Source organism: Enemella evansiae (genome assembly GCF_002250705.1).
In the GTDB taxonomy this organism is placed as follows: domain Bacteria; phylum Actinomycetota; class Actinomycetes; order Propionibacteriales; family Propionibacteriaceae; genus Enemella; species Enemella evansiae.
On sequence record NZ_NMVP01000001.1, the window covers coordinates 61,338 to 81,103 of the forward strand.

Below are 19,766 nucleotides of genomic sequence, written 5' to 3' on the forward strand. Positions count from 1 at the left end.
GGTCAGTCGGTGGTGATGTCGGCGGGGGTCGGCCACTGCCGGTCCGCGCCCGGTGTCCACTCGACCTGCATCGAGGACAGCAGACCGTCGGTGACCTTGACCACCACCTCACCGCGCCGGTCGCTGCCGACCCAGTAGCGCCCGATCAGCGGCCCGTCGGACAGCGCCACCGGCGGCGCATCGTGCACCACCAGCGGGACCAGCCACTCGTCGTCGGAGGGCAACCGCCGGATGCCCATCAGCTGGCTGTTCAACCCGATCGTCGCCGACGGTTCGTTGCCGTCGAAGGTGCGCTCGGTCTCCAGCGCCACGATCGCCGCCAGCAGGCTCTCCTGGGCGGGGGAGAGGGGAATGGATTGCTCGGCTGTCATCGCGCCAGCGTATCCCCGGAGCGGGCGTTCCTCTCGGTGCTCCTGGGTGATGCCCGCGGGGTCATGGTCGGCATCGGGTTAGTGAAGCTGCGCGGTGTGTACGGCTGGTGATCCGGACAGGTCTCCCGACCCGGGGCACGGAGGTGTCCGATTCACCGGTTGAGTTCGCCGGGTGATCGGGACGGCCTCGCGGACGCGTTTCCCGGTGCGCCGCCCCCGGGGTGGGCTCGGTTCATCTCGACACGCCGCCCCATTGCTCCGCTTCGCTGCGCATGGCCGGCTACTCGATGAACGTGCGGGGTGGGTTCATCTCGACACGCCGCCCATTGCTCCGCTTCGCTGCGCATGGCCGGCTACTCGATGAACGTGCGGGGTGGGTTCATCTCGACACGCCGCCCATTGCTCCGCTTCGCTGCGCATGGCCGGCTACTCGATGAACGTGCGGGGTGGGTTCATCTCGACACGCCGCCCATTGCTCCGCTTCGCTGCGCATGGCCGGCTACTCGAGGAACGTGGGGACGGGAACAGCCCCGGGTCCGCCTTCGCGGAACCGGGGCTGCTCTTCGTCAGACGACCGGCGGGTCAGGCGCCGGCGCCCTCCTGCTCGACATTGGCGACGGCGGTGGGGTCGTCCACCTTGTAGCGGCGGAAGGCCTCGGCCGGGGCGTCCTTGCGGTATTCACCCTTGCGGGCCAGGGCGTCCAGGGTGGCCACCACGATCGACTCGGCATCCACCCGGAAGTAGCGGCGGGCGGCCGCGCGGGTGTCCGCGAAGCCGAAGCCGTCGGTGCCCAGGGAGCGCCACTCGTGCTTCACGTAGGGCCGGATCTGGTCCTGGACCGCTCGCTGGAAGTCGCTGACCGCCACCACGGGCCCGTCGGCGTCGGCCAGCTTGCTGGTCACCCACGGCGTCTTGTTCGGCTCATCGGGGTGCAGGAAGTTGTCGTCCTCCACCGCCATCGCCTCGCGGGCCAGCTCGTTCCAGCTGGTCACCGACCAGACGGCGGCGTCCACCGACCACTCGTCGCGCAGCATCTGCTGGGCCTTGAGCGCCCACGGCACACCGACGCCGGAGGCCAGGATCTGTGCCTTGGCCATGTTCGGATCGCCCTTGGCCGGGGAGAACAGATACATGCCCTTGAGCAGCCCCTCGACGTCCAGGTCCTTCGGCGGGCCGGGCTGGTCGGTCGGCTCGTTGTAGACGGTGAGGTAGTACATGATGTCCTCGCCGTTCGGATGCTGCTCATCCGAGCCGTAGCCATACATCCGGCGCAGGCCGTCCTTGACGATGTGCGCCACCTCGAAGGTGAACGCCGGGTCGTAGTGGACCACCGCCGGGTTCGAGGCGGCCAGCAGCGGCGAGTGCCCGTCGGCGTGCTGCAGGCCCTCACCGGTCAGCGTGGTCCGACCGGCGGTGGCGCCGATCAGGAAGCCACGGGTGAGCTGGTCGGCGGCCGCCCAGATGAAGTCACCGACGCGCTGGAAGCCGAACATCGAATAGAACAGGAAGACCGGGATCATCGGCTCGCCGTGGGTGGCGTACGAGGTGCCCGCGGCGGTGAAGGAGCTCAACCCGCCGGCCTCGGAGATGCCCTCGTGCAGCATCTGGCCGTCGGTCGCCTCCTTCCAGGACAGCAGCAGCTTGCGGTCCACCGACTCGTAGGTCTGCCCGCCGGGGTTGTAGATCTTGGCGGTCGGGAACATCGAGTCCATGCCGAAGGTGCGGTACTCATCGGGGGCGATGGGCACGAAGCGGGCACCGATCGACTTGTCCTTGATCAGATCGCGGAGCAGGCGTACGAACGCCTGGGTGGTGGCGACCTTGGGGACCTTCTGACCCTCACCGGGGCTCTGCATCAGCGGCGCGTACGCCTTGTCACCGGGCAGTTCCAGCTTGCGCGGCTTGACCCGGCGGACCGGGGCGAAGCCGCCGAGCTTCATCCGCCGATCGACCATGTACTTGATCACCTCGGAGTCCTCGCCCGGGTGGTAGTAGGGCGGGTTGTAGGCGTCCTCGAGGTCCTTGTCGGCGATCGGGATGTGGATCCGGTCGCGGAAGGCCTTGAGGTCGGCCGAGGTCAGCTTCTTCATCTGGTGGGTGGCGTTACGCGCCTCCAGGGCGTCGATCGTCCAGCCCTTGACCGTCTGCGCCAGGATCACCGTCGGCTGCCCGTGGTGGTTCACCGCCTGGTTGAAGGCGGCGTACACCTTGCGGTAGTCGTGGCCACCGCGGGACAGCATCTCCAGATCCCGGTCGGTCATGCCGGAGACCATCTTCTGCAGCCGCGGATCGTCGAAGAAGTGGCTGCGGATGTACGCGCCGTCCTCGGCGGTGTAGGTCTGGAACTGCCCGTCGGGGGTGGTGTTCATCTTGTTCACCAGGGCACCGTCGGTGTCCTTGGCGAGCAGCGGATCCCAGTCCCGGCCCCACAGCACCTTGACGACGTTCCAACCGGCGCCGCGGAAGAACGACTCCAGTTCCTGGACGATCTTGCCGTTGCCGCGCACCGGGCCGTCCAGCTGCTGCAGGTTGCAGTTGATCACGAAGGTCAGGTTGTCCAGGCCCTCGCGGGCCGCGACGCCGATCGCACCGAGCGACTCGGGCTCGCCCATCTCGCCGTCACCGAGGAAGGCCCAGACATGCTGCTGGGAGGTGTCCTTGATGCCGCGGTTCTGCAGGTAGCGGTTGAAGCGGGCCAGGTAGATCGCGTTCATCGGGCCGATGCCCATGGACACGGTCGGGAACTCCCAGAAGTCCGGCATCGACCGCGGGTGCGGATAGGAGGACAGGCCACGGCCGGGGCCGCGGGAGTGCTCCTGCCGGAAGCCGTCGAGCTGGTCGGCGTTCAGCCGGCCGAGCAGATAGCTGCGGGCGTAGATGCCGGGTGCGGCGTGGCCCTGGACGAAGATGTGGTCGCCGCCACCGGGGTGGTCCTTGCCGCGGAAGAAGTGGTTGTAGCCGACCTCGTAGAGGGAGGCCGCCGAGGCGTAGCTGGCGATGTGACCGCCGACCTCGAGGCCCTTGCGGTTGGCCTTGGAGACCATCACCGCCGCGTTCCAGCGGATGGCGCGGCGGATCTCCCGCTCCAGGTCCTCATCGCCGGGGAACCAGGGCTCGTCCTCGGGGGCGATCGTGTTGATGTAGTCACTGCTGCGCAGCGACGGCAGGCCGACCTGTCGTTGGCGTGCGCGGTCCAGCATCTTCAGCATCAGGAAGCGGGCGCGGTTCTGGCCGTCGGCGTCCAGCATCCCGTCGAAGGAGTCGAGCCATTCCTGGGTCTCCTCCGGATCGATGTCGGGAAGCTGGAAGGCCGTGCCCTCAGCAGTGATAGCGGGACGTTCTCCTGGCCTGGCCAATGCAGATCTCCTTCTGAGCTTGCTCGTCAGGCCCATTTTGCACCCCTTCGCCACACCTCACCAGCCGAGGGGTTGCGATGGGACGTGCGTCACCAGGCGCCACCGGTCTGTTCGCGGGGTACCGCCCACGCGCGGGTCATGGCACGATTCTGCACAAGGCAGAGTTCGACCTCAGCGAATGTCCGGATCAGAACAGGAGTCAGTGGGTGGCGAGTACGGCCGGGGGCAAGGCAGCAGCCGTTGCCGAGCAGTTGGGACTGTCCAAGGGGATGGTCGTCCAGGAGCTCGGCTGGGATGACGATGTGGACGACGACCTGCGCATCGCCGTCGAGGATGCTTTGGACGCCGAGATGGTCGAGGAAGCCATGGAGGCCTGTGATGCGGTGCTGCTGTGGTGGCGGGAGGACGACGGCGACCTGGCCGACGGGCTGGTCGATGCGCTCACCGATCTGGCCGACACCGGCTGGATCTGGCTGTTGACGCCGAAGGTCGGCCGGGACGGGCACGTCGATCCCGCCGAGGTCGCCGAGGCCGCGACCACCGCCGGCCTGCAGCACACCAGCACCGCCCCGATCTCGGAGGACTGGGTGGCCAGCAAGCTGGTGCGCCCCAAGGGCTCGCGCCGGTGACCGTCCCGATCGCGGACGGGGACCGGGTCGGGATCGTCGAGGCCACCAACCAGTTCGGCCAGCAGGTACGCCTGGGTGCGGGCGAGTGGGCGCTGCTGTTCTTCTATCCGTACGCCTTCACCGGCATCTGCACCGGTGAGCTCGGCCAGCTGGAGACCGACCGGGAGGCGTACGCCGCCGCGGGCTGTCGGATCGCGGGGGTGTCCTGCGATTCGATGTTCTCCCAGCGGGTCTTCGCCGAGACCGAGGGGCTGAGTTTCGACCTGCTCGCCGATCACTGGCCGCACGGCGCCCTGGCGCAGCGGTTCGGGGTCTTCGACGCGGAGCGGGGGTGCGCGGTACGCGGGTCGTTCCTGCTCGACCCCGACGGGGTGCTGCGCTGGAGCGTGGTGAACCCGATCGGCGAGGGCCGCGACCTGGCCGCCCACCTCGCCGCGGTGCGCGAGCTCGCCGCCTGACGCTCATCGAGTAGCAACCCCGACGCAGCGAATCGGAGCCGGGGTTGCGTGTCGAGATGAGTCAAGTCAGCTCGCGTCATCTCGACACGGCAGGCATTGCTCCGCTTCGCTGCGCATGCCTGCCTACTCGATGAGCGGGCGGGATCAGTCCACCTGCGTACCGCGCACGTAGGCCTTCAGCGTGCCGTACTCGGCCGAGTCACCGGCGGGCACGATCCGGTACGCCCCCACCGCCGCCGGGACCACGAAGGTCTCGGCGTAGTGCACCTCGTAGGGCTCGAACGCCCTCGTCGGCGACTCCACCCGCACCACGTCCCCCTCGACCAGGTTGAGCACATTGACCGTTCCCGCGGTGTCGTGCTCGACCGGCCCGGTGAACCAGTGCCGGCGGGTCTCGATGAACTCGAGCTCGTGCAGCCCGGTCCGCTCCTCCCGCCAGCCCTCACCCTTGTCGACCGGCTGCACCTGGTCGACCAGGTTGGCCGTCGTCCAGGCGGTATCGCGGTCGAACTGGATGTTCTTCGAACCGTGCTCCAGGTGGATCGGGCGGGGCTTGCCGTCCAGGCCGAGCCGGCCCCAGTCCCAGAGCTTGAAGGTGAAGATGTAGGGCGTCGCGGAGATCTCCAGCACCATCGACCCCGACCCGGAGGCGTGCACCGTGCCGGCCGGGATCAGGAAGTGGTCGTGCTTGGCCGCGGGGAACACGTTGACGTAGGCCTCCGCGTCGAACAGCTCCTCGCCCTCCTGGGCGCGGGCCAGTGCCGCCAGCATCGCCTCCGGTTCGACGCCCTCCTTCAGCCCCAGATAGACCTTCGCGTCGGCATCGGCGTCGAGCAGGTAGTAGCTCTCGTCCTGGGTGTAGTGCATGCCGAAGGTGCGCTGGATGTAATCGGTCAGCGGATGCACCTGCAGGGACAGGTTGCCGCCCTCGACGGTGTCCAGGAAGTCGAAGCGGATCGGGAATTCCGCGCCGAAGCGGGCGAAGGTGAGGGGGCCCAGCAGCTCCCGCGGATGGGTCAGCACCAGGTCCATCGAGGGGATCTCCACCACGGTGCCGGAAACCTCCAGCAGCAGGCTGTTCTCCTCCGGGACGCAGTCGAAGCACCAGGCGTACTTCTTGCCCTCGATGTGCTCCAGGCCGACGGTCTCCTCCATCCACACCCCACCCCAGGGGCCGGGATCGAAGAACGGCACCAGCCGGAACGGCTGCCGGGCGGCGGTGGCGAGGCCGGCGCGGACCGCGGCCCCGCTGATCAGTTTCGGCTCGTGCGTGGTGTCCAGCAGGAAGTCGATCCGCTCGATCAGCGGCCGCTTGTGGTTGTCGGCGACCCGCCACTCCACGAAGAAGCCGCGCTTGTATTTGCGCAGGATGTCCTCGTCGGGGTTGTGGGTACGCCAGTTGCTGGCACCGGCGCGGTAGCGCTGCTGGATCTCCCAGCGGGGGAGATCGGCGAGCACCAGGGCGTCGGCGTGCACCTCGGCCAGCGTCGCGCCCCAGCCGACCAGGGCGATGTCCTGTTCGGCGTCACGGACATCGGCGGCCAGGCTGCTCAACTCGCTCGAGCGATAGAAGTCCCGCAGCTGGTGATGGCTCATGATCCCGAACACCCGGTCGTCGGTGAGGTTCTGGGCGATCAGGGCGGTCAACTCGGCCTCACCGAGGGCGGCGCGTTCCTCCACGTCGATCACCCGGGCGGTCGGGTTGGCCTGCTTCAGGCCGTCGATGATGGCGGCGTTGTCGACCCCGGGGTAGCTGTCCACGACCACCAGCGCGGAGCGATCGCCGGCCGCCTCGTGGGCGTACTGCCAGATCGCCGGGTAGACCTCGGCGCCCTGGCTGGTGGCCCGCTGCTGCTCGGTGAGCGTGTCGAGCGGGACCTGGACGATGGGGGCCCGGTCGTAGTTGCCGGGAGCATTGATCTGCATGCGTGCTGTCCTCTGGATTCTCGTGTGGGCAGGATTTCAGGCTGTGGCGTGCTCGGCGAGATAGGCCATGCCGAGGGTGGCGGAGGCGTACACGTCGGCCGCCACCTCGATCCGTGGGCGACCCCAGATCGCCCAGATGCGTTCGTCGACCTCTTTGCGGATGGTGTCGATCATCAGGTCGGCGGCGTTCATCAATCCGCCGCTGAGCACCACGACGTCGGGGTCGAGGACGTGCACCAGGTTGACGATCCCCACCCCCCAGACGCGGGCGCAGTGCTCGGTGATCTCCAGGGCCAGCGGGTCTCCGGCGTACGCCTGGCTGGCGACATCGGAGAAGGTCGCCTTGTCCAGCGTGCCGAGGGGTGAGGCCTCGATACCCGGCCATTCCCGAACCACCGCCGGCATCGACCAGCCACAGGCCTCGGCCTCCAGGCAACCCCGGGCACCGCAGGTGCAGATCCGGCCAAGGAACGGGTTGATCTGCTGGTGCCCACCGAGGATGGCGCCGTGCTCGTGCGGGCCGTGCAGCGCCTTGCCGTCGACCAGGGCGGCGACACCGATACCGGTGCCGAAGGTGAGCACGAGGATGTCCTTCTCACCCCGCCCGGCGCCATAACCGACCTCGCCCCACAGGGCTGCCCGGGCGTCGTTCTCCACCGCCGCGGGCATGCCGAAGGTGTCGCTCATCCAGGTCCGCAGATCCATGCCCAGCATGTAACCGACCTTGTCGTGCGCCGACACCATCGCACCGGTGCGCTGGTCGATGATGCCGGGCAGGCTCATCCCGACCGTGGTCGGCCGCTGGTCCGGGTCCACCCGATCCATCAGTCCGTTGCAGAACTCGGTGAGCCGGTCGAGATCACCGGGTTCGGAGGTGTGGGACAGTCGGTCCTGGATGAGGATCTGGCCATCGGCCACGATCGCCACCTTGAAGCTGGTGCCGCCGACGTCGATCGCGAGCGCGCTCACTTGCCGACCTCCTCGGCCTCGGCCTCGGCCTCGGCGTGGGCGATGGTCCGCTCGCTCAGGTCCTCCAGGGTGCGGCCCTTGGTCTCCGGGACGAAGAAGTAGGCGACGAAGAAGAACACCACGCCGAAGAAGCCGTAGATGAAGTAGGGCAGGGCGCCGTTCATGACATCGACGTTGAAGCGGGCCTCGTTGATCATCGGGAAGGTCTGGGCGACCAGGACGTTGGCGAGCCAGAGCACCATGGTCGCGAAGGCGACGACCTTGGCGCGGGCCAGCGACGGCGGCAGCTCGGCGATCACCAACCAGGCAAGGGATCCCAGCGTCGCGGCGAACAGCACGATGTAACCGATGATGAAGATCATCACCCAGGTGCCGGTGCTCTGGGTCAGGTTGGCGATGCCGACCACCGAGATCATCGCGGCCACCCCGAGGGTGCCGATGATCAGCAGCGGGCGACGGCCCCAGCGGTCCACCACGAGCATGCCGAGCACGGTGGCGGCGACGTTGACCGAACCGATCAGCACCTGCTGCAGGAAGGGGTCGGCGATGTTCATCTGGGCCATCATCTCGGTGCCGTAGTAGATGATCACGTTGATGCCGACAAGCTGTTGCAGAGCGGCGATCGCCGAGGCGAGCAGGACGATCGGCAGCAGCGCCTTGGTGAAGATCTTGACGGCGTGGGCACGCTGCTCGCGGGCCAGGTCCTCCTTGATCTGCGGTACCCGGGTCGGGTCCTCGACGCCCTCCAGGCGGGTCAGCAGTGCAGCGGCCTGCTCCTCGCGGCCGCGGGCGACCAGCCAGCGCGGGCTCTCGGGGAGGAAGAGGATCAACACCAGGAAGAGCACCGCGGGGATGCCCTCGGAGGCCAGCATGATCCGCCAGGCGGTGGAGACCTGCCACGCCGGATCACCGGCGTTGGCGACCACGTTGTTGACGATGTAGACGAGCAGGATGCCCACGGTGATCGCGAGCTGGTAGACGCTGGTCAACCGGCCGCGGATGTGGGCGGGGGAGATCTCGGCGATGTAGGCAGGCACGATCGCCGACAGCCCGATACCGAGTCCGCCGACCACACGGAGCACCCAGAACGAGGTGAAGTCCCAGGCGAGCGCGCAACCGATGGCGCTGGCGGTGTAGAGGATCGCGGCCAGGAACAAGGTGGTTCGCCGGCCGAGCCGGTCGCTGATCCAGCCGGAGAGGGCGGCGCCGATGACGCAGCCGATGAGCGCGCTGGAGACCGCGAAACCGGTCTGGACCGCGTTCAGGGAGAAGTAGTCACCGAGGAAGCCGATGGCTCCTGCGATGACGGCGGTGTCGTAGCCGAAGAGCAGACCCGCGAGGGACGCGATCACCGAGATCGCGATGGGATATGCGGAACGAGTGGGCATGTGCGTGTCCTAGGTGCCAGGAGGTCCCCGATGACCTCGTGGTGATAACGTTAACATCAGGAGTGGGGGCTGGCAAGGATGGAAATTGTGATGACGCTCTCGTTACCGGTCAGGCAGGTTCGTGGCGGTGCAGGGTGACCGGCCGGACCAGCTGTCTGGGCCGGCCGCCGGGCCGTGCCAGGACCTTCAGCAGCAGGTTCGCCGCATCGGCGCCGAGGGCCACCGGGTCATAGCTGACCAGGGTGGTCGGGATGCGCAGCAGGTCGGCCAGCTCGAGATCGTCGAAACCGGTGATCAGTGGCGGGTCGGCCGTGTCGCCGTACGCCTGCAGCGCGCCGATGGTGGTCTGGTTGTTGACGCAGAAGAGGGCATCGGGGGACGCCGTGCCGCGCAGCTCCAGCACCGCCGAACGGGCATCGGCGACCGTGCGGCAGCCCAGGCGTACCAGGCCCTCATCGGCGTCGAAACCGGCATCGGCCAGCGCCGCGCGGTAACCGGCCAGCCGGTCGATGGTGGTCGGGATCCGGTCCTCGTTGCCGATGAAACCGATCCGCCGCGCACCGCGGTCGATCAGATCGGCGGTGGCGAGCCGGGCACCCTCCTCGTCATCCACGGTCACCTGGTTGATCGACCTCGTCGCGGCCCGGCGGCCGGCGAGCACCGTCGGGGTGCCCGCAAATCGTTCCTCGGCAGGGATCTCGGCCAGTGCCGGTACCGCGATCAGGCCCTCGACCCGCCAGGACCGCATATCGGCGATCAGTGCTGCCTCGCGCGCCGCGTCGTCCTGGGAGTGGCCGAGCAGCATCCGTCGCCCGTTGGCGGTGAGCACCTGATCGATGCCCTGGGCCAGCTTGGAGTGGAACGGGTTCTCGATGTTGGTGACGATCACCCCGACCAGCCCCGACTGCTGGGTCCGCATGGCGGCGGCGAGCGCATTGTGCCGATAGCCAAGGGAATTCGCGGCCGTGATCACCTTCTCCCGGGTGCTGGGGGAGACCAGTTCTGGCCGCGCGAACGCCCGGGAGGCGGTCATCACCGCGACGCCTGCCGCGGCGGCCACGTCCTTCAGGGTTGGGGCGCGCTCGCTCACCCGATGAGGATAACCGGGTGCGGGCGATCACTCAGGCATCCGGCGCGCCGATGCCCTGCACGTCGGCGGCCCCGGAAAGGGAGCGGTCCAAGGGATCCGACCACTGGCTGGTCGCGCGGTCGAGGGCCTCGAGACGAATCCGCAGCGGCGGGTGCTGATCCGGCGGGCAGATCGACAACAGGGTCTGGAAGAGGGCCCGGAGCCGACGTTCGATCTGCATCGAGGTGGTGCCGAACTGGCGGATCTCATCGGTCGCCGCCGACACCCAGACCTCCCAGGGCCGCCACCAACCGCGGGACAGACTGGCGTCGTCGGCGGTCTCACCGGCCAGGGTCTCACCCTGTTCGCGGACCAGCGGGGCGACCCGGGCCAGGATGTCCTCGATCGCGTCCAGGCACTGCACCGCCCGGGTGGGATCGTTGATCGCCGGGGAGAGTGCCTTGAGTGCGATGTCGACGATGGCCCTGATCGTGCCGTAGAGGCCGTTCGCGGGGGAGTAGGTGTCGCCGAACGCGACCGCGTTCTCGAGATCGGCCGCCCGATCCCGATCCAGGGGTGCGCTGGTGCGGAACAGTGTTCCGCCGAAGGCCACCGCGGAACCGAGGCGGGGTACGAGTTCGAGCTGGATGCCCCACTCGTTCTCCAGGTCGTAGACCCGGCGGGCATTGATCGCCTGCACCGTGTCCCCGTGCCTGACCGGGGTGGTCCGGGTGACGGGGTGCGGCAGCGGCTCGGGTGGGATCCGCAGCGGCGGTTGGTCCTGGTGGAAGGCGATCAGATCGGTCGCCAGACCGCGCTGGCCCGCGGCGACCAACCGGTGCAGCAGCATCGCCGGATTGAGGTGCTGGCAGACTCGAGCGATCAGCGCGAGCAGCATCACCGCGCACAGCACGCTGAGGAGGACCGCCAGCGCGGTCGCGGCCACCGGCTGGTAGCCGTCCTCACCGGCCGCCACGCTCACCGCGATCAGTAACACGTAGGCGAAGGTGCCGAGGAAGGTCCCGATGCTCCAGCGCACCACGTTGTCCTGTTGCAGCAGCGGCACGATCCGCACCGACATGTTGGACAGCCCGATGCTCATCGCGGTGGCGAGCGCGCTGAACGCCAACCCGGTCAGCGTCATGGTCGCGCCGGCGACGATGCCGAGGATCCCCGCGATCGCGCCGGAATCGATGCCCGGATAGGGCTGGAGGACCCGGGCCAGCAACCGGTCGACGATCGGCAGGGCCAACCCGAGAGCCAGGCCCGCCAGCAGCAGGATCAGCGGGACGCCCCACATGGTGCGGATCCGCAACCGACCGACCAGCCGTTGCCATTCCTTGCGATGTTCCTCGGATTCGGTCGCCATCGTGCACCGTCGCTCTCGCCACTGGGTCTCCTCGGAGTTGTCACCCTAACGGCCACCGCGCAGCGCTCGTGGTGTCCCCGCTCGTCGAGTAGCTCGCGCAGCGCTCGTGGTTTCCCCGCTCATCGAGTAGCTCGCGCAGCGAGCGTGTCGAGATGAGCCTGCGACGCTCAGGCCGACTCGGAGCACCCGTCGACCACCGGCCGGGTGGGTACCGAGCGGGTGGCCACCGCCAGGTTGAGCGCAGCCAACCCGGCCAGCAGATAGGTGGCGGCGACGATGGCGACGGCGAGGTGCAGGCCGGCGTACCAATCGGTGCTGGCCTGCAGCACCAGACCGATGATGGCGATCCCGATCAGTACGCCGACCTGCCGATTGGTGTTGAGGACCGCGCCGGCGTAGTTGGCGTACCGATCCTCCGCAGCGCCGACCGTGGCGGCGGTCATCGCGGCGGTGACCAGACCCGCCCCGCTGTTCGCGACGCCGAGGGCGAGGGCCAGATACCAGTAGGGGGTCGCGGGATCGACCCCGATCAGCAGCAGCGTCGCCGCGCCGGCCAGCAGCAGGCAGGCGGTCATGATGACCGGATTGCTGACCCGGTGATGGATGCGGGTGTAGAGCACGTTGCCGAGCGGGAAGCAGATCGTCATCGGCAACAACTGCAGACCCGCCTCCAGAGGGCCGGCCTGCCGGGCGTTCTGGAAGAACAGTCCCATCAGGTAGAGGCCTCCGTAAAGTGCTGCGCTGTAAAGGAATCCGATCAGGTTGGGGGTGGCGAACGCCCGGTTGCGGAACAACCGCCACGGCATCACCGGATGGGCGGTCCGCCGCTGCTGGAGGGTGAGCACGACCGTGCCGAGAACCAGGACGCCGATGGCACCGAGGATGAGCGGGGTCCCGAAGCCGCTGCTGTGTCCCTGGATGAGGACGAAGGCCGCGGCGCAGACCACCACGAGCAGGGTGAGATGCCCGCTGGGGGAGATGCGTTCGCGGCTGCCCGGATCCTGCGGGATGCAGGTCAGGGTCAGGGCGATGCCGGCGACGACGACCGGGATGTTGATCAGGAAGATGCTGCGCCAACCGAAGGTGCTCACCAGCACGCCACCGAGGGTCGGACCGATCGCCGCCGACATCGCCACCATCGCCGACCACAGGCCGAGCATCCGGGCGCGCTGGCCGGGGTCGGTGAACTGGGTGACCAGCAGAGACAGTGAGCTGGGCATGAACATCGCCGCCCCCGCGCCCTGGACCGCGCGTGCCGCGATCAGTACCAGCTGAGCCGGCGCGAGCGCACAGACCAGTGAGGCGGTGAGGAAGACGACCATCCCGATGAGATAGAGCCGTCGGCTGCCGTACGCCGTCGCCAGGCTCCCGCCGAGCAGCAGCAGGGAGGCGAAGGCCAGCACATAGACATCCACGACCCAGGTGAGCGCGGACAGGGAACTGCCGAAGTCGGTGCCGATCGAGACGGCCGCCACGTTCACGACGGTGGAATCGATCGAGGCCATCACGAACCCCGAGGCCAGAGCGGCGAGGACGAGGGCCGGATGACGCGGTGTGTTGCTCACGACAACTCCTAAGCGGACGGATGCATTCCGCTTGAACGGTACGCCAAGCGGACGGAGATCGTCCACTTGCTAGGATGGAGTGCATGACCGAGTCCTCGCATGCGCTGACGCTGCTGCTCGGGGACACGCCCCCCCGCGCGGATGCCGAGCGCAATGTGGAAGCCCTGCTGACCGCCACCCGGGAGTTCGTGCTCGCCGGGGAGCTGAACCCGTCGGCGGCTCAGCTCGCTGCCGCCGCCGGGGTCGGTGTGGGCACGCTCTATCGGCGGGCACTCGGCAAGGAGGCGTTGCTGGCTGCAGCGGTGATCGACCTGCTCGACGAGGTCAGTGCCCGCGCGAGCCGGGAGGCTACCGGTGCATCCTGGCCGGCATTCGAGGAGTTCGCCGTCGATTACCTGCGGATCCGGGAGATCACCTGTTCGCTCACCCATTCCCTGGATGGCGAGTTCGACGGCGGGGTGGCCGGGGCGAAGCGGCGCGCCCGGGCGGCTTTCGAGACCCTGACCGCGCGGCTGCATGCGGCCGGGCTGCTGGCCGAAGAGGTCGACGCCGCCGACCTGATGGTGCTGCTCGCCTCCATCGACATCACCGATGACACCCTCGGGCTCAGCCCGAACCGGAAGCGGCGGGAGCGGGTGGCGCGGCGGATGCTCGCCAGTCTGCGGGCGGGCGGCTGATCAGACCGGTTCTGCGGTCGCGATACTGGAGGGATGCCGGATCGATCCGAACTGCTGGAGTGGTACCGCCGCTATCTCGATGCCTGCAACCGCAGAGTCTGGGACGAGCTCGGTGGCCTGGTCGCGGACTCGGTGCTGGTGAACGGGGTCCCGCGCACCCGCGCCGAGTACATCGAGGACCTCACCGGGTTGATCGCGGTCTTCCCCGACTACGTCTGGGAACTGCGCCGCAGCGTGATCGAGGGGGAGTGGCTGGCGGTTCACCTGCGCAGCACCGGTACCCGGGTGGGTGAGTTCATGGGCGTACCCGGGGACGGGTCCCGCGTGGAGACCGACGAGTTCGACATGTACCGGATCGTCGACGGCCGGATCGTCGAGGTGGAAGGGACCGCCGACAACGCACGGCTGTGCCGCTGAGCGTGGTGGAGGTAGCGCGACAGTGCTCTAACCTTGCCCCATCCTTGCAGTCGGCCGTTTCCGCGCATCGCGAGATCCGTCGTCGGCACAGGACAGCAGCGGTTTCGCAGGGTTCCACGCGGCCACTCCCGAAGCCGGTTCCGCGGTTGACGGAGGAGATGCTGGATGAGGCAGAGCGCCGGTACAGGGGCGGTGAGATCCTGCGGGCGATCGCAGGCGACCTGGGCGTGAGTCGTCAACGCCTCGCTGAGCGGCTGCGAGAGCGAGGAGTACGGCTGCGTCGTGAGAAGCCATCATCGGAACAGGTACTCGAAATGTGCCGCCGCTACGAGCAGGGCGAGTCCTTAGCGAGGATCGGCGAGAGGCTTGGCTTCAATCCAAGCTCAGTTCGCCTGTACCTGCTGCGTGTGGGAATGCCGCTCCGTGATCCCCATGGCCGCGGTCGCTAGGTGGGATGAGCCCCCACCGTTGCTTCCGGTTAGCTTTCGGTCGCCAAAGTGTGGGCGGTCTCCTCGCCATCGACGACCGGTAGGAACCCGTACCGTCCCAGGTCATCGCGCTTCGTGAATCGGATGTCGCGCGCGTCGGCCCCGAGTGGGTCTAGAGGGTCAGTGTTCTCCATGACGATGACCTGACCGTCAAAGTTGGCCTGAATATCACGGTAGAACGCCCGCACAACACCTTCCGGCGGCTGATCCCCTGTCCCCGTGGACTGGTCGGGTGGGCGGTAGGTGACAAGCGGCGAGTCAAGCACAACGAAACCGGGGTGTGGCAGCTCCCGGTCAAAGCAGTATTGGGCGAGGGCGAGCGTGAATGCGGCGTGGAGGACCGCGCGTACCCCTTTGCCGTGCGCCGAGCGACGTTGGTCGCCAGCGATGATGTCGAGTTCTTTCCGGTCGTACCGTACAGACGCCGCGGACGGGTAGTCCCATTCGGCCAGGCGCTTGGAGATCTCGGCTGAGAACTCCCGTACGGCGGTGAGGCTTAGACCCGCAACTGCTGTTGCCACCTCCGCCTCAGTCTCGTCCGCGATCCGTCGGATCATGTCCTCAAAGGTCTTGACTTGTTCGTAGAGGCCCAGGTGCTTCTCGATCTCACTGCGCTTGGCAAGAAGTTCGCGGAGGTTCCCCTTTTCTGGGTCCATCTTCGCGTCGAGCTTTTCGATGCTCTCTTGCAGTGCCAGGGAGTCTCGCCGTGTTGTTCTGATCGATGTACGGAGGTCCTCGGTTCGCGCGTCCAGGCTCTCGATTGTCACGCGGAGGTCTTCTAGGAGACCCCGGGTTTTCTGAGACTCGTAGTCGGCGGAGACGCCAAAACTGGTCGTGTCTCCTTCGCACTCCAGATTTAGATGTTGGCTAGCCGGCTCCGCGCCGCAAAAGACACAGGTCCCCCGCCGAAAGTATCCGAGCAGGTTCCCGGCTTCTGCGATCATTTCGAGGCGTGCCAGATCACTCTCGTACTGCTTCTGCAAGAGGTTGAACCGCTGGCGGAGCGCCGCCGCATCCGAGTACTCGGACCGCTGGGCACTGCCCGCAGACTGAAGTTTGTTGTGATCTAAGAGGAGCTGGCCGCGCTGTTGCGTGAGGCTCCCGATCTTTGTGCTGTGCTTGTCAATCGTGTGGTTCAGTTTGCCGAGTTGCGTCGTAAGTTCTGCTGGCTCAGCAACGTCCTGGAGCTGCGACTCAAGCTGGCTGAGCATCCTCTCAACGACTTCCTGCCGGGCACCTCGCAACCGCTTCTGTTCTTGTGTCGAGGGGACCGCTGTCAACGCGGAGTCGTCTTCGCCAGACAGGAGGAGCTTGAGGACCGAGACCTCTTTGGTCTTGTTGACCACCTTGCCGCTGAGACCAGGAGCATCCTCGGCCTGCATTTCCGTTTCGCCGATGAGACACAGACGGGTCAGGTCCCGGAAGCTGAGCATGTGAGTCACGTTCTGCGCATTCTTCCTCACCTGCTTCTCATCGAGGCCAACTTGGTCGAGCAGGTACCTGGAGACGTTCTTCACGTTCGCCGCGTTGTGCTTCCAAGCGAGCGTCTCATCCGCAGGTATCGAGGGCTCAACACGGACGTCGGATCGGTAGAGGGAGACACCGCCACCATCCACCGAACGTGCGAGGGTAATGCGATCACCGCTGGGGAGCTCAAGGCCGAGCAAGACACGGCTGTACCCCTCTCGCTCCGGGATCTCCTTGAGTTCCTTGGCGCCGAGGACGAAGTCGATTGCATCGACGATGAACGATTTTCCTGTGTCAGAGGGGCCGTGAATGACGGTGACATGCGGGCTGAAGTCGACCGAGGCCGGGGCGACATTCGTGCCGGTGAACGTCAGGTGCGAAAGCGTCAGTCGTCCCATCAGATGCCATTCCCGCTCTCGTGTTGCATGACTTCGAACTCCTCGGACCAGTGTGAGGAGACCTCCCGCATCCGCTCGCGCAGACTCGCGTCAGTTACGGCGCCAAGTTCCTCAACGACCCAGTTCGCGCGGTCATGCAGGGCGTGCGCATAGTCACTTTCGAGCAGTTTCAGGAAGCCCTCGGAACTCTCGTTGGCCCAGAACTCGATACCGGATTCCTCAGCCGACATCTCGGCGAGTCCGGCTCGGATCATGACCTGGAGACCGTCTTCGATGTGCTGTCGTTTCACCCCGAGTTCGCCGACCCGTATCGGGATCGGCGGATGGAGACTCTCGGGGCCGTCGAGGTCCGCACTATGCAGCAGTCCGTGGTCGAGGAGCACCAGTCGATTGATATCAAGGTGTGCGGGGAAAGCTTCGACCAAAATCATCAAGACACGCATTCCCACTTCGAGGGGGCTATTGAGGGGGTTACTCATCAGTGGTCACCCACTTCAGTTTGTCTGAGTTGGCGAGCTGATGACAGATGCCTTGACGGTCCTTGAGGTTCGACATTGAGATGAGAGTGTGAGCGCTCAAGTCGAGTTGGCCAGACTGCGTGAGGACAGCGCGGAGTCGGTCCAGACCGCTGGGGTGGTTCGCTTCTACCGTGTCGATTACGCCAGTGTGGACGTCGTCCTGGAGCAGCTCATACGTACCGTCAGGCACCGAGTCTCTCGCGTACAGGCGCAACGCTTCGGCGGAGTAGAAGGCCTCTCGTTGCCTCTGGAGGTGGGGGCCGTGCTTGGCGTGTGCGGCGACCGAGCCGACATCGGAGCAGGACACGGGGTCTTGCTCGTTGTAGACGTCCACGAGTTTTTTGACATAGGTTGCTTCGCCCGCCGAAGGAGTCTCCGGAGTTTGTCCGACGGGAGGCCGGGCAGGGAGTGAAGTTCCGAACCTTGCGCTGTAGTACGACGTCTTGCGGTGTGTGTCGAGCATCTCGTTGAGTTCGAGTGACCGGAAGATCGAGAAGTCAGAGGATTCGGCGAGTAGACGTATAGATTGTAGTGTTTGCTCGTCGTACTGCCGCGTGGCGGGGCCTCGCGCATCGAGCAGTTCGAGGAACTTCTTCCGAAACTCAGTGGGCTTACTCAGCAGCCGGTTGAGCGTGGGACCGCACCCCTTCGGCGCGACGAACACGTACCGATCGGGAAGACAATAGAACGCATCCACCACACCGTGGAAGATCTTCAACATTTCGGGGAACGCGTCTGACATGGTGAGCGATCCATCGTAATGTTTGGCCTGGAAGCAGTCCCATGCATCTTCAAGGCCACGATCGGTCTTAAAGGCGGCAACATCGACACCGCGGTCTCCAGAGCCTCCGAGTTGCTTGATCTGTCGATACAAGACGGCGACTCCGGTTGCCCACTCGGTGATGAAAACTTCCCATTCGTCCGGCGAATAGAAGTAGATGCGATGGGCCGGGGGCACGGGTGCCCCCGGGAGTGCTGGGGCCGGTGAGTCCGAAGCAACAGGAACGGGAAAATCGATGAGTTCGGGGGCACCGCTGCTAGCGTTCGGCTGGGTTGCCAAGGACACGCGGCACCTCCTCGTTCGAGCGTCGTCTCACCCCCAATCCTACGAGACAACGCCCCTCTCCTCTGCGATCGTCAGCCAGTGCGTCGTGAGGTACCCCGCTCAGTAAGGGGTCCGGGCGGCGGGGGCTTGGCGGAGTGCACCGCGACGACCAGGCGCTACCAATAGATAAGGCCCCGCTCCAAGGGTTGGGAGCGGGGCCAATGTGACGAGTGGGCTCGGTCAGTCGTCGGGGCCGTTGCTATGCGAGTAGTCGGCAAGGTGCGAGTCGGCTTCGGCGTAGGCCTGCATGACTCCGACGAGGAGCGCACCCCGCACGTCGGTGGTCTTCTCGTTCGCGACGTGGATCGTCACTCCGGCCTCGTGGAGGCGCCGCATCGTGGCGAGGTGGTCGTTCATCTTCTCTCCGAGTCGTGCGAGGTCGTTGACGATGACCGCGCTGACCTCTTCCTGCTGGGCGAGGTCGAGCACGGTGGCGAGGCCGTCGCCGGTGCGTCCGATGTCGTAGTAGGAGCCGTCTACGGTCAGTCCGAGCTGGCGTGCGTACTGGCGGCAGTTGGTCTCCTGATCGTCCAGCCATTGGAGATTGTGGACTGCGCTGCGTCGGTAGATCAGGGCGTTCATGATGCGCCTCCCGTCAGTGCCAGGTCCGCGTCGGCCTGCTCGCTCGATGCTGCCGGGTGCCGGCGGGCGTTGCGGCGCTGGACGTGCTCGCGGTGTCGGACGCGGACGAGAGCGATGAGGCTCATCGGGCCGAGCCAGAGCATTTTGAGCGCGTTCCATGCGCACAGCAGGACGACCAGGTGGAGCCATCCCCACTCGGAGCCGGCCTGGTCGATGAAGTCGCTCAGGAGCTTGCAAGCCCCAATGTAAGGAGCGGCGAGCAGCACCGCGGGAACGCCCCATTTGAGTCCGCGGCGGGTGTAGACGGCATCGCGGATGCGGTTCGTCGGGAAGGACCGGCGGGTCTCTTCCAGGTTCTGCGCGGTGTTCTCGCTCTGACGCCAGCGGCGTCGGACGCGGTCGCTGAGGAACATCGTGGGCCTCCTTCAACACGGTCGAATGATCGAAGCGGCGTGTTGGTGGTGGCCCCTGGAAGGGGGGGCGATCCCGAAGGACCCTACAGATTGGAAGCCTGCGCTTCACCTCCTAATTTACGTCCGCGGTGCGCCAAGTGGAAGGGGCTCATCGTGGCGCCGGTGCACCTGGTCGGTAGTACCTGCGAGTAGAAGGACCCCGATCATGGTTTCTCTGGCTGACTACGCCCGCGACGAGCGGACGGCCCGCGTGATGCTCTCGATGATCGTCGAGCCCGATGACGCCAACGTCGGCCGCCTGCTGCGACGCGAAGGCGGCATCGAAACCCTCCGGCTGCTCCACACGGGCGGTCCGATGCCCGGCATCCGGCCCGAGGAAGCGGAGATCCTGCACCACACCGTCCAGCAGACCGGTACGCGGGTCGGCTTCGAGAACGATCTGGCCCACGTCCTCGACGGCTCGTATACGCCGCTGATCCCCGGCGATGCTCACTGGCCGGTCTCGGTCGACGCGCTGGGAGAACGCGCCCCCTACGTGCTGTGGGCGAGAGGGGCGACCTCGTTCCTCGCGACCCGGCGCGATGCACGGTATTGGTAGTG

The 19,766-nt window shown here is 66.7% G+C and carries 18 protein-coding genes; 5 read left to right on the forward strand and 13 right to left on the reverse strand.

What is annotated here, in order from left to right; genetic code table 11:
• Window positions 1-2 precede the first annotated feature (2 nt).
• Both BI335_RS00310 and aceE read right to left on the reverse strand, forming a co-directional pair.
• On the reverse strand, window positions 3-371 hold the full coding sequence (locus tag BI335_RS00310; protein ID WP_094424748.1) for a hypothetical protein: 369 nt from the start codon (window positions 369-371) through the stop codon (window positions 3-5).
• A 582-nt stretch (window positions 372-953) separates the two neighbouring features.
• Entirely contained in the window at window positions 954-3,728 is a 2,775-nt protein-coding gene (gene aceE / locus BI335_RS00315) for a pyruvate dehydrogenase (acetyl-transferring), homodimeric type (RefSeq protein ID WP_229118170.1), read from the reverse strand.
• A gap of 269 nt (window positions 3,729-3,997) precedes the next feature.
• Here aceE and BI335_RS00320 point away from each other — a divergent pair, with 269 nt between their 5' ends.
• Window positions 3,998-4,357, forward strand: coding sequence for a DUF3052 domain-containing protein (locus BI335_RS00320; RefSeq protein WP_229118197.1), 360 nt, complete (start codon window positions 3,998-4,000; stop codon window positions 4,355-4,357).
• Window positions 4,354-4,815, forward strand: a complete 462-nt coding sequence (locus BI335_RS00325) for a redoxin domain-containing protein (RefSeq protein ID WP_166646628.1) — start codon at window positions 4,354-4,356, stop codon at window positions 4,813-4,815. Before BI335_RS00320 ends, BI335_RS00325 begins: the two co-directional genes overlap by 4 nt.
• Before the next feature lie 144 nt (window positions 4,816-4,959).
• Here the strand turns inward: BI335_RS00325 and BI335_RS00330 are convergent, their stop codons facing one another.
• The 6 genes from BI335_RS00330 to BI335_RS00355 all read right to left on the reverse strand — a co-directional run bounded on the left by BI335_RS00330 (window position 4,960) and on the right by BI335_RS00355 (window position 13,101).
• Complete coding sequence (locus BI335_RS00330; protein ID WP_094429369.1) at window positions 4,960-6,741, reverse strand: class I mannose-6-phosphate isomerase; 1,782 nt, start codon at window positions 6,739-6,741, stop codon at window positions 4,960-4,962.
• A gap of 36 nt (window positions 6,742-6,777) precedes the next feature.
• On the reverse strand, window positions 6,778-7,710 hold the full coding sequence (locus tag BI335_RS00335; protein ID WP_094404135.1) for an ROK family protein: 933 nt from the start codon (window positions 7,708-7,710) through the stop codon (window positions 6,778-6,780).
• On the reverse strand, window positions 7,707-9,098 hold the full coding sequence (locus BI335_RS00340; RefSeq protein ID WP_094429370.1) for a sugar porter family MFS transporter: 1,392 nt from the start codon (window positions 9,096-9,098) through the stop codon (window positions 7,707-7,709). The genes BI335_RS00335 and BI335_RS00340 overlap by 4 nt, the downstream gene beginning before the upstream one ends.
• Window positions 9,099-9,207: 109 nt before the next feature.
• Window positions 9,208-10,188, reverse strand: coding sequence for a LacI family DNA-binding transcriptional regulator (locus BI335_RS00345; RefSeq protein WP_094429371.1), 981 nt, complete (start codon window positions 10,186-10,188; stop codon window positions 9,208-9,210).
• Window positions 10,189-10,219: 31 nt separating this feature from the next.
• The gene (locus tag BI335_RS00350) at window positions 10,220-11,536 is read right to left on the reverse strand and encodes a DUF2254 family protein (protein WP_094429372.1); all 1,317 of its coding nucleotides are present in this window, start codon (window positions 11,534-11,536) and stop codon (window positions 10,220-10,222) included.
• Between the two features lie 167 nt (window positions 11,537-11,703).
• A complete protein-coding gene (locus tag BI335_RS00355) occupies window positions 11,704-13,101 on the reverse strand; it encodes an MFS transporter (protein WP_094429373.1) in 1,398 nt (465 codons plus the stop codon).
• Window positions 13,102-13,184: 83 nt separating this feature from the next.
• Between BI335_RS00355 and BI335_RS00360 the strand changes: the two genes are divergently transcribed.
• Window positions 13,185-13,778 carry a TetR family transcriptional regulator gene (locus tag BI335_RS00360; protein WP_094429374.1) on the forward strand — a complete coding sequence of 198 codons (594 nt, stop codon included), beginning with the start codon at window positions 13,185-13,187 and terminating at the stop codon, window positions 13,776-13,778.
• A 33-nt stretch (window positions 13,779-13,811) separates the two neighbouring features.
• Entirely contained in the window at window positions 13,812-14,195 is a 384-nt protein-coding gene (locus tag BI335_RS00365) for an ester cyclase (protein ID WP_094429375.1), read from the forward strand.
• 478 nt (window positions 14,196-14,673) lie between these two features.
• Here BI335_RS00365 and BI335_RS00370 read toward each other — a convergent pair whose 3' ends face one another.
• From BI335_RS00370 to BI335_RS00390, 5 genes are all read right to left on the reverse strand, one after another.
• Entirely contained in the window at window positions 14,674-16,548 is a 1,875-nt protein-coding gene (locus BI335_RS00370) for a coiled-coil domain-containing protein (RefSeq protein WP_094429376.1), read from the reverse strand.
• Window positions 16,548-17,027, reverse strand: coding sequence for an ABC-three component system middle component 2 (locus tag BI335_RS00375; RefSeq protein WP_144009046.1), 480 nt, complete (start codon window positions 17,025-17,027; stop codon window positions 16,548-16,550). Before BI335_RS00375 ends, BI335_RS00370 begins: the two co-directional genes overlap by 1 nt.
• Window positions 17,020-18,132 (reverse strand): ABC-three component system protein, encoded by a 1,113-nt coding sequence (locus BI335_RS00380; protein WP_144009047.1) that lies wholly within the window; start codon window positions 18,130-18,132, stop codon window positions 17,020-17,022. Before BI335_RS00380 ends, BI335_RS00375 begins: the two co-directional genes overlap by 8 nt.
• Window positions 18,133-18,351: 219 nt before the next feature.
• On the reverse strand, window positions 18,352-18,753 hold the full coding sequence (locus BI335_RS00385; RefSeq protein ID WP_094429379.1) for a recombinase family protein: 402 nt from the start codon (window positions 18,751-18,753) through the stop codon (window positions 18,352-18,354).
• Window positions 18,750-19,166, reverse strand: coding sequence for a sulfate permease (locus BI335_RS00390; RefSeq protein WP_229119375.1), 417 nt, complete (start codon window positions 19,164-19,166; stop codon window positions 18,750-18,752). Before BI335_RS00390 ends, BI335_RS00385 begins: the two co-directional genes overlap by 4 nt.
• Window positions 19,167-19,371: 205 nt before the next feature.
• Between BI335_RS00390 and BI335_RS00395 the strand changes: the two genes are divergently transcribed.
• A complete protein-coding gene (locus tag BI335_RS00395) occupies window positions 19,372-19,764 on the forward strand; it encodes a DNA processing protein DprA (protein ID WP_144009048.1) in 393 nt (130 codons plus the stop codon).
• Window positions 19,765-19,766 lie beyond the last annotated feature (2 nt).

Excerpts from the sequence above, each read along its gene's own strand:
- BI335_RS00395 (WP_144009048.1), top strand. The coding sequence starts at position 19,372 with ATGGTTTCTCTGGCTGACTACGCCCGCGACGAGCGGACGGCCCGCGTG.
- BI335_RS00340 (WP_094429370.1), bottom strand. The coding sequence starts at position 9,098 with ATGCCCACTCGTTCCGCATATCCCATCGCGATCTCGGTGATCGCGTCC.
- BI335_RS00320 (WP_229118197.1), top strand. The coding sequence starts at position 3,998 with ATGGTCGTCCAGGAGCTCGGCTGGGATGACGATGTGGACGACGACCTG.
- BI335_RS00390 (WP_229119375.1), bottom strand. The coding sequence starts at position 19,166 with ATGTTCCTCAGCGACCGCGTCCGACGCCGCTGGCGTCAGAGCGAGAAC.
- BI335_RS00360 (WP_094429374.1), top strand. The coding sequence starts at position 13,185 with ATGACCGAGTCCTCGCATGCGCTGACGCTGCTGCTCGGGGACACGCCC.
- BI335_RS00310 (WP_094424748.1), bottom strand. The coding sequence starts at position 371 with ATGACAGCCGAGCAATCCATTCCCCTCTCCCCCGCCCAGGAGAGCCTG.
- BI335_RS00365 (WP_094429375.1), top strand. The coding sequence starts at position 13,812 with ATGCCGGATCGATCCGAACTGCTGGAGTGGTACCGCCGCTATCTCGAT.
- BI335_RS00375 (WP_144009046.1), bottom strand. The coding sequence starts at position 17,027 with ATGAGTAACCCCCTCAATAGCCCCCTCGAAGTGGGAATGCGTGTCTTG.
- BI335_RS00330 (WP_094429369.1), bottom strand. The coding sequence starts at position 6,741 with ATGCAGATCAATGCTCCCGGCAACTACGACCGGGCCCCCATCGTCCAG.
- BI335_RS00350 (WP_094429372.1), bottom strand. The coding sequence starts at position 11,536 with ATGGCGACCGAATCCGAGGAACATCGCAAGGAATGGCAACGGCTGGTC.
- BI335_RS00385 (WP_094429379.1), bottom strand. The coding sequence starts at position 18,753 with ATGAACGCCCTGATCTACCGACGCAGCGCAGTCCACAATCTCCAATGG.
- BI335_RS00370 (WP_094429376.1), bottom strand. The coding sequence starts at position 16,548 with ATGGGACGACTGACGCTTTCGCACCTGACGTTCACCGGCACGAATGTC.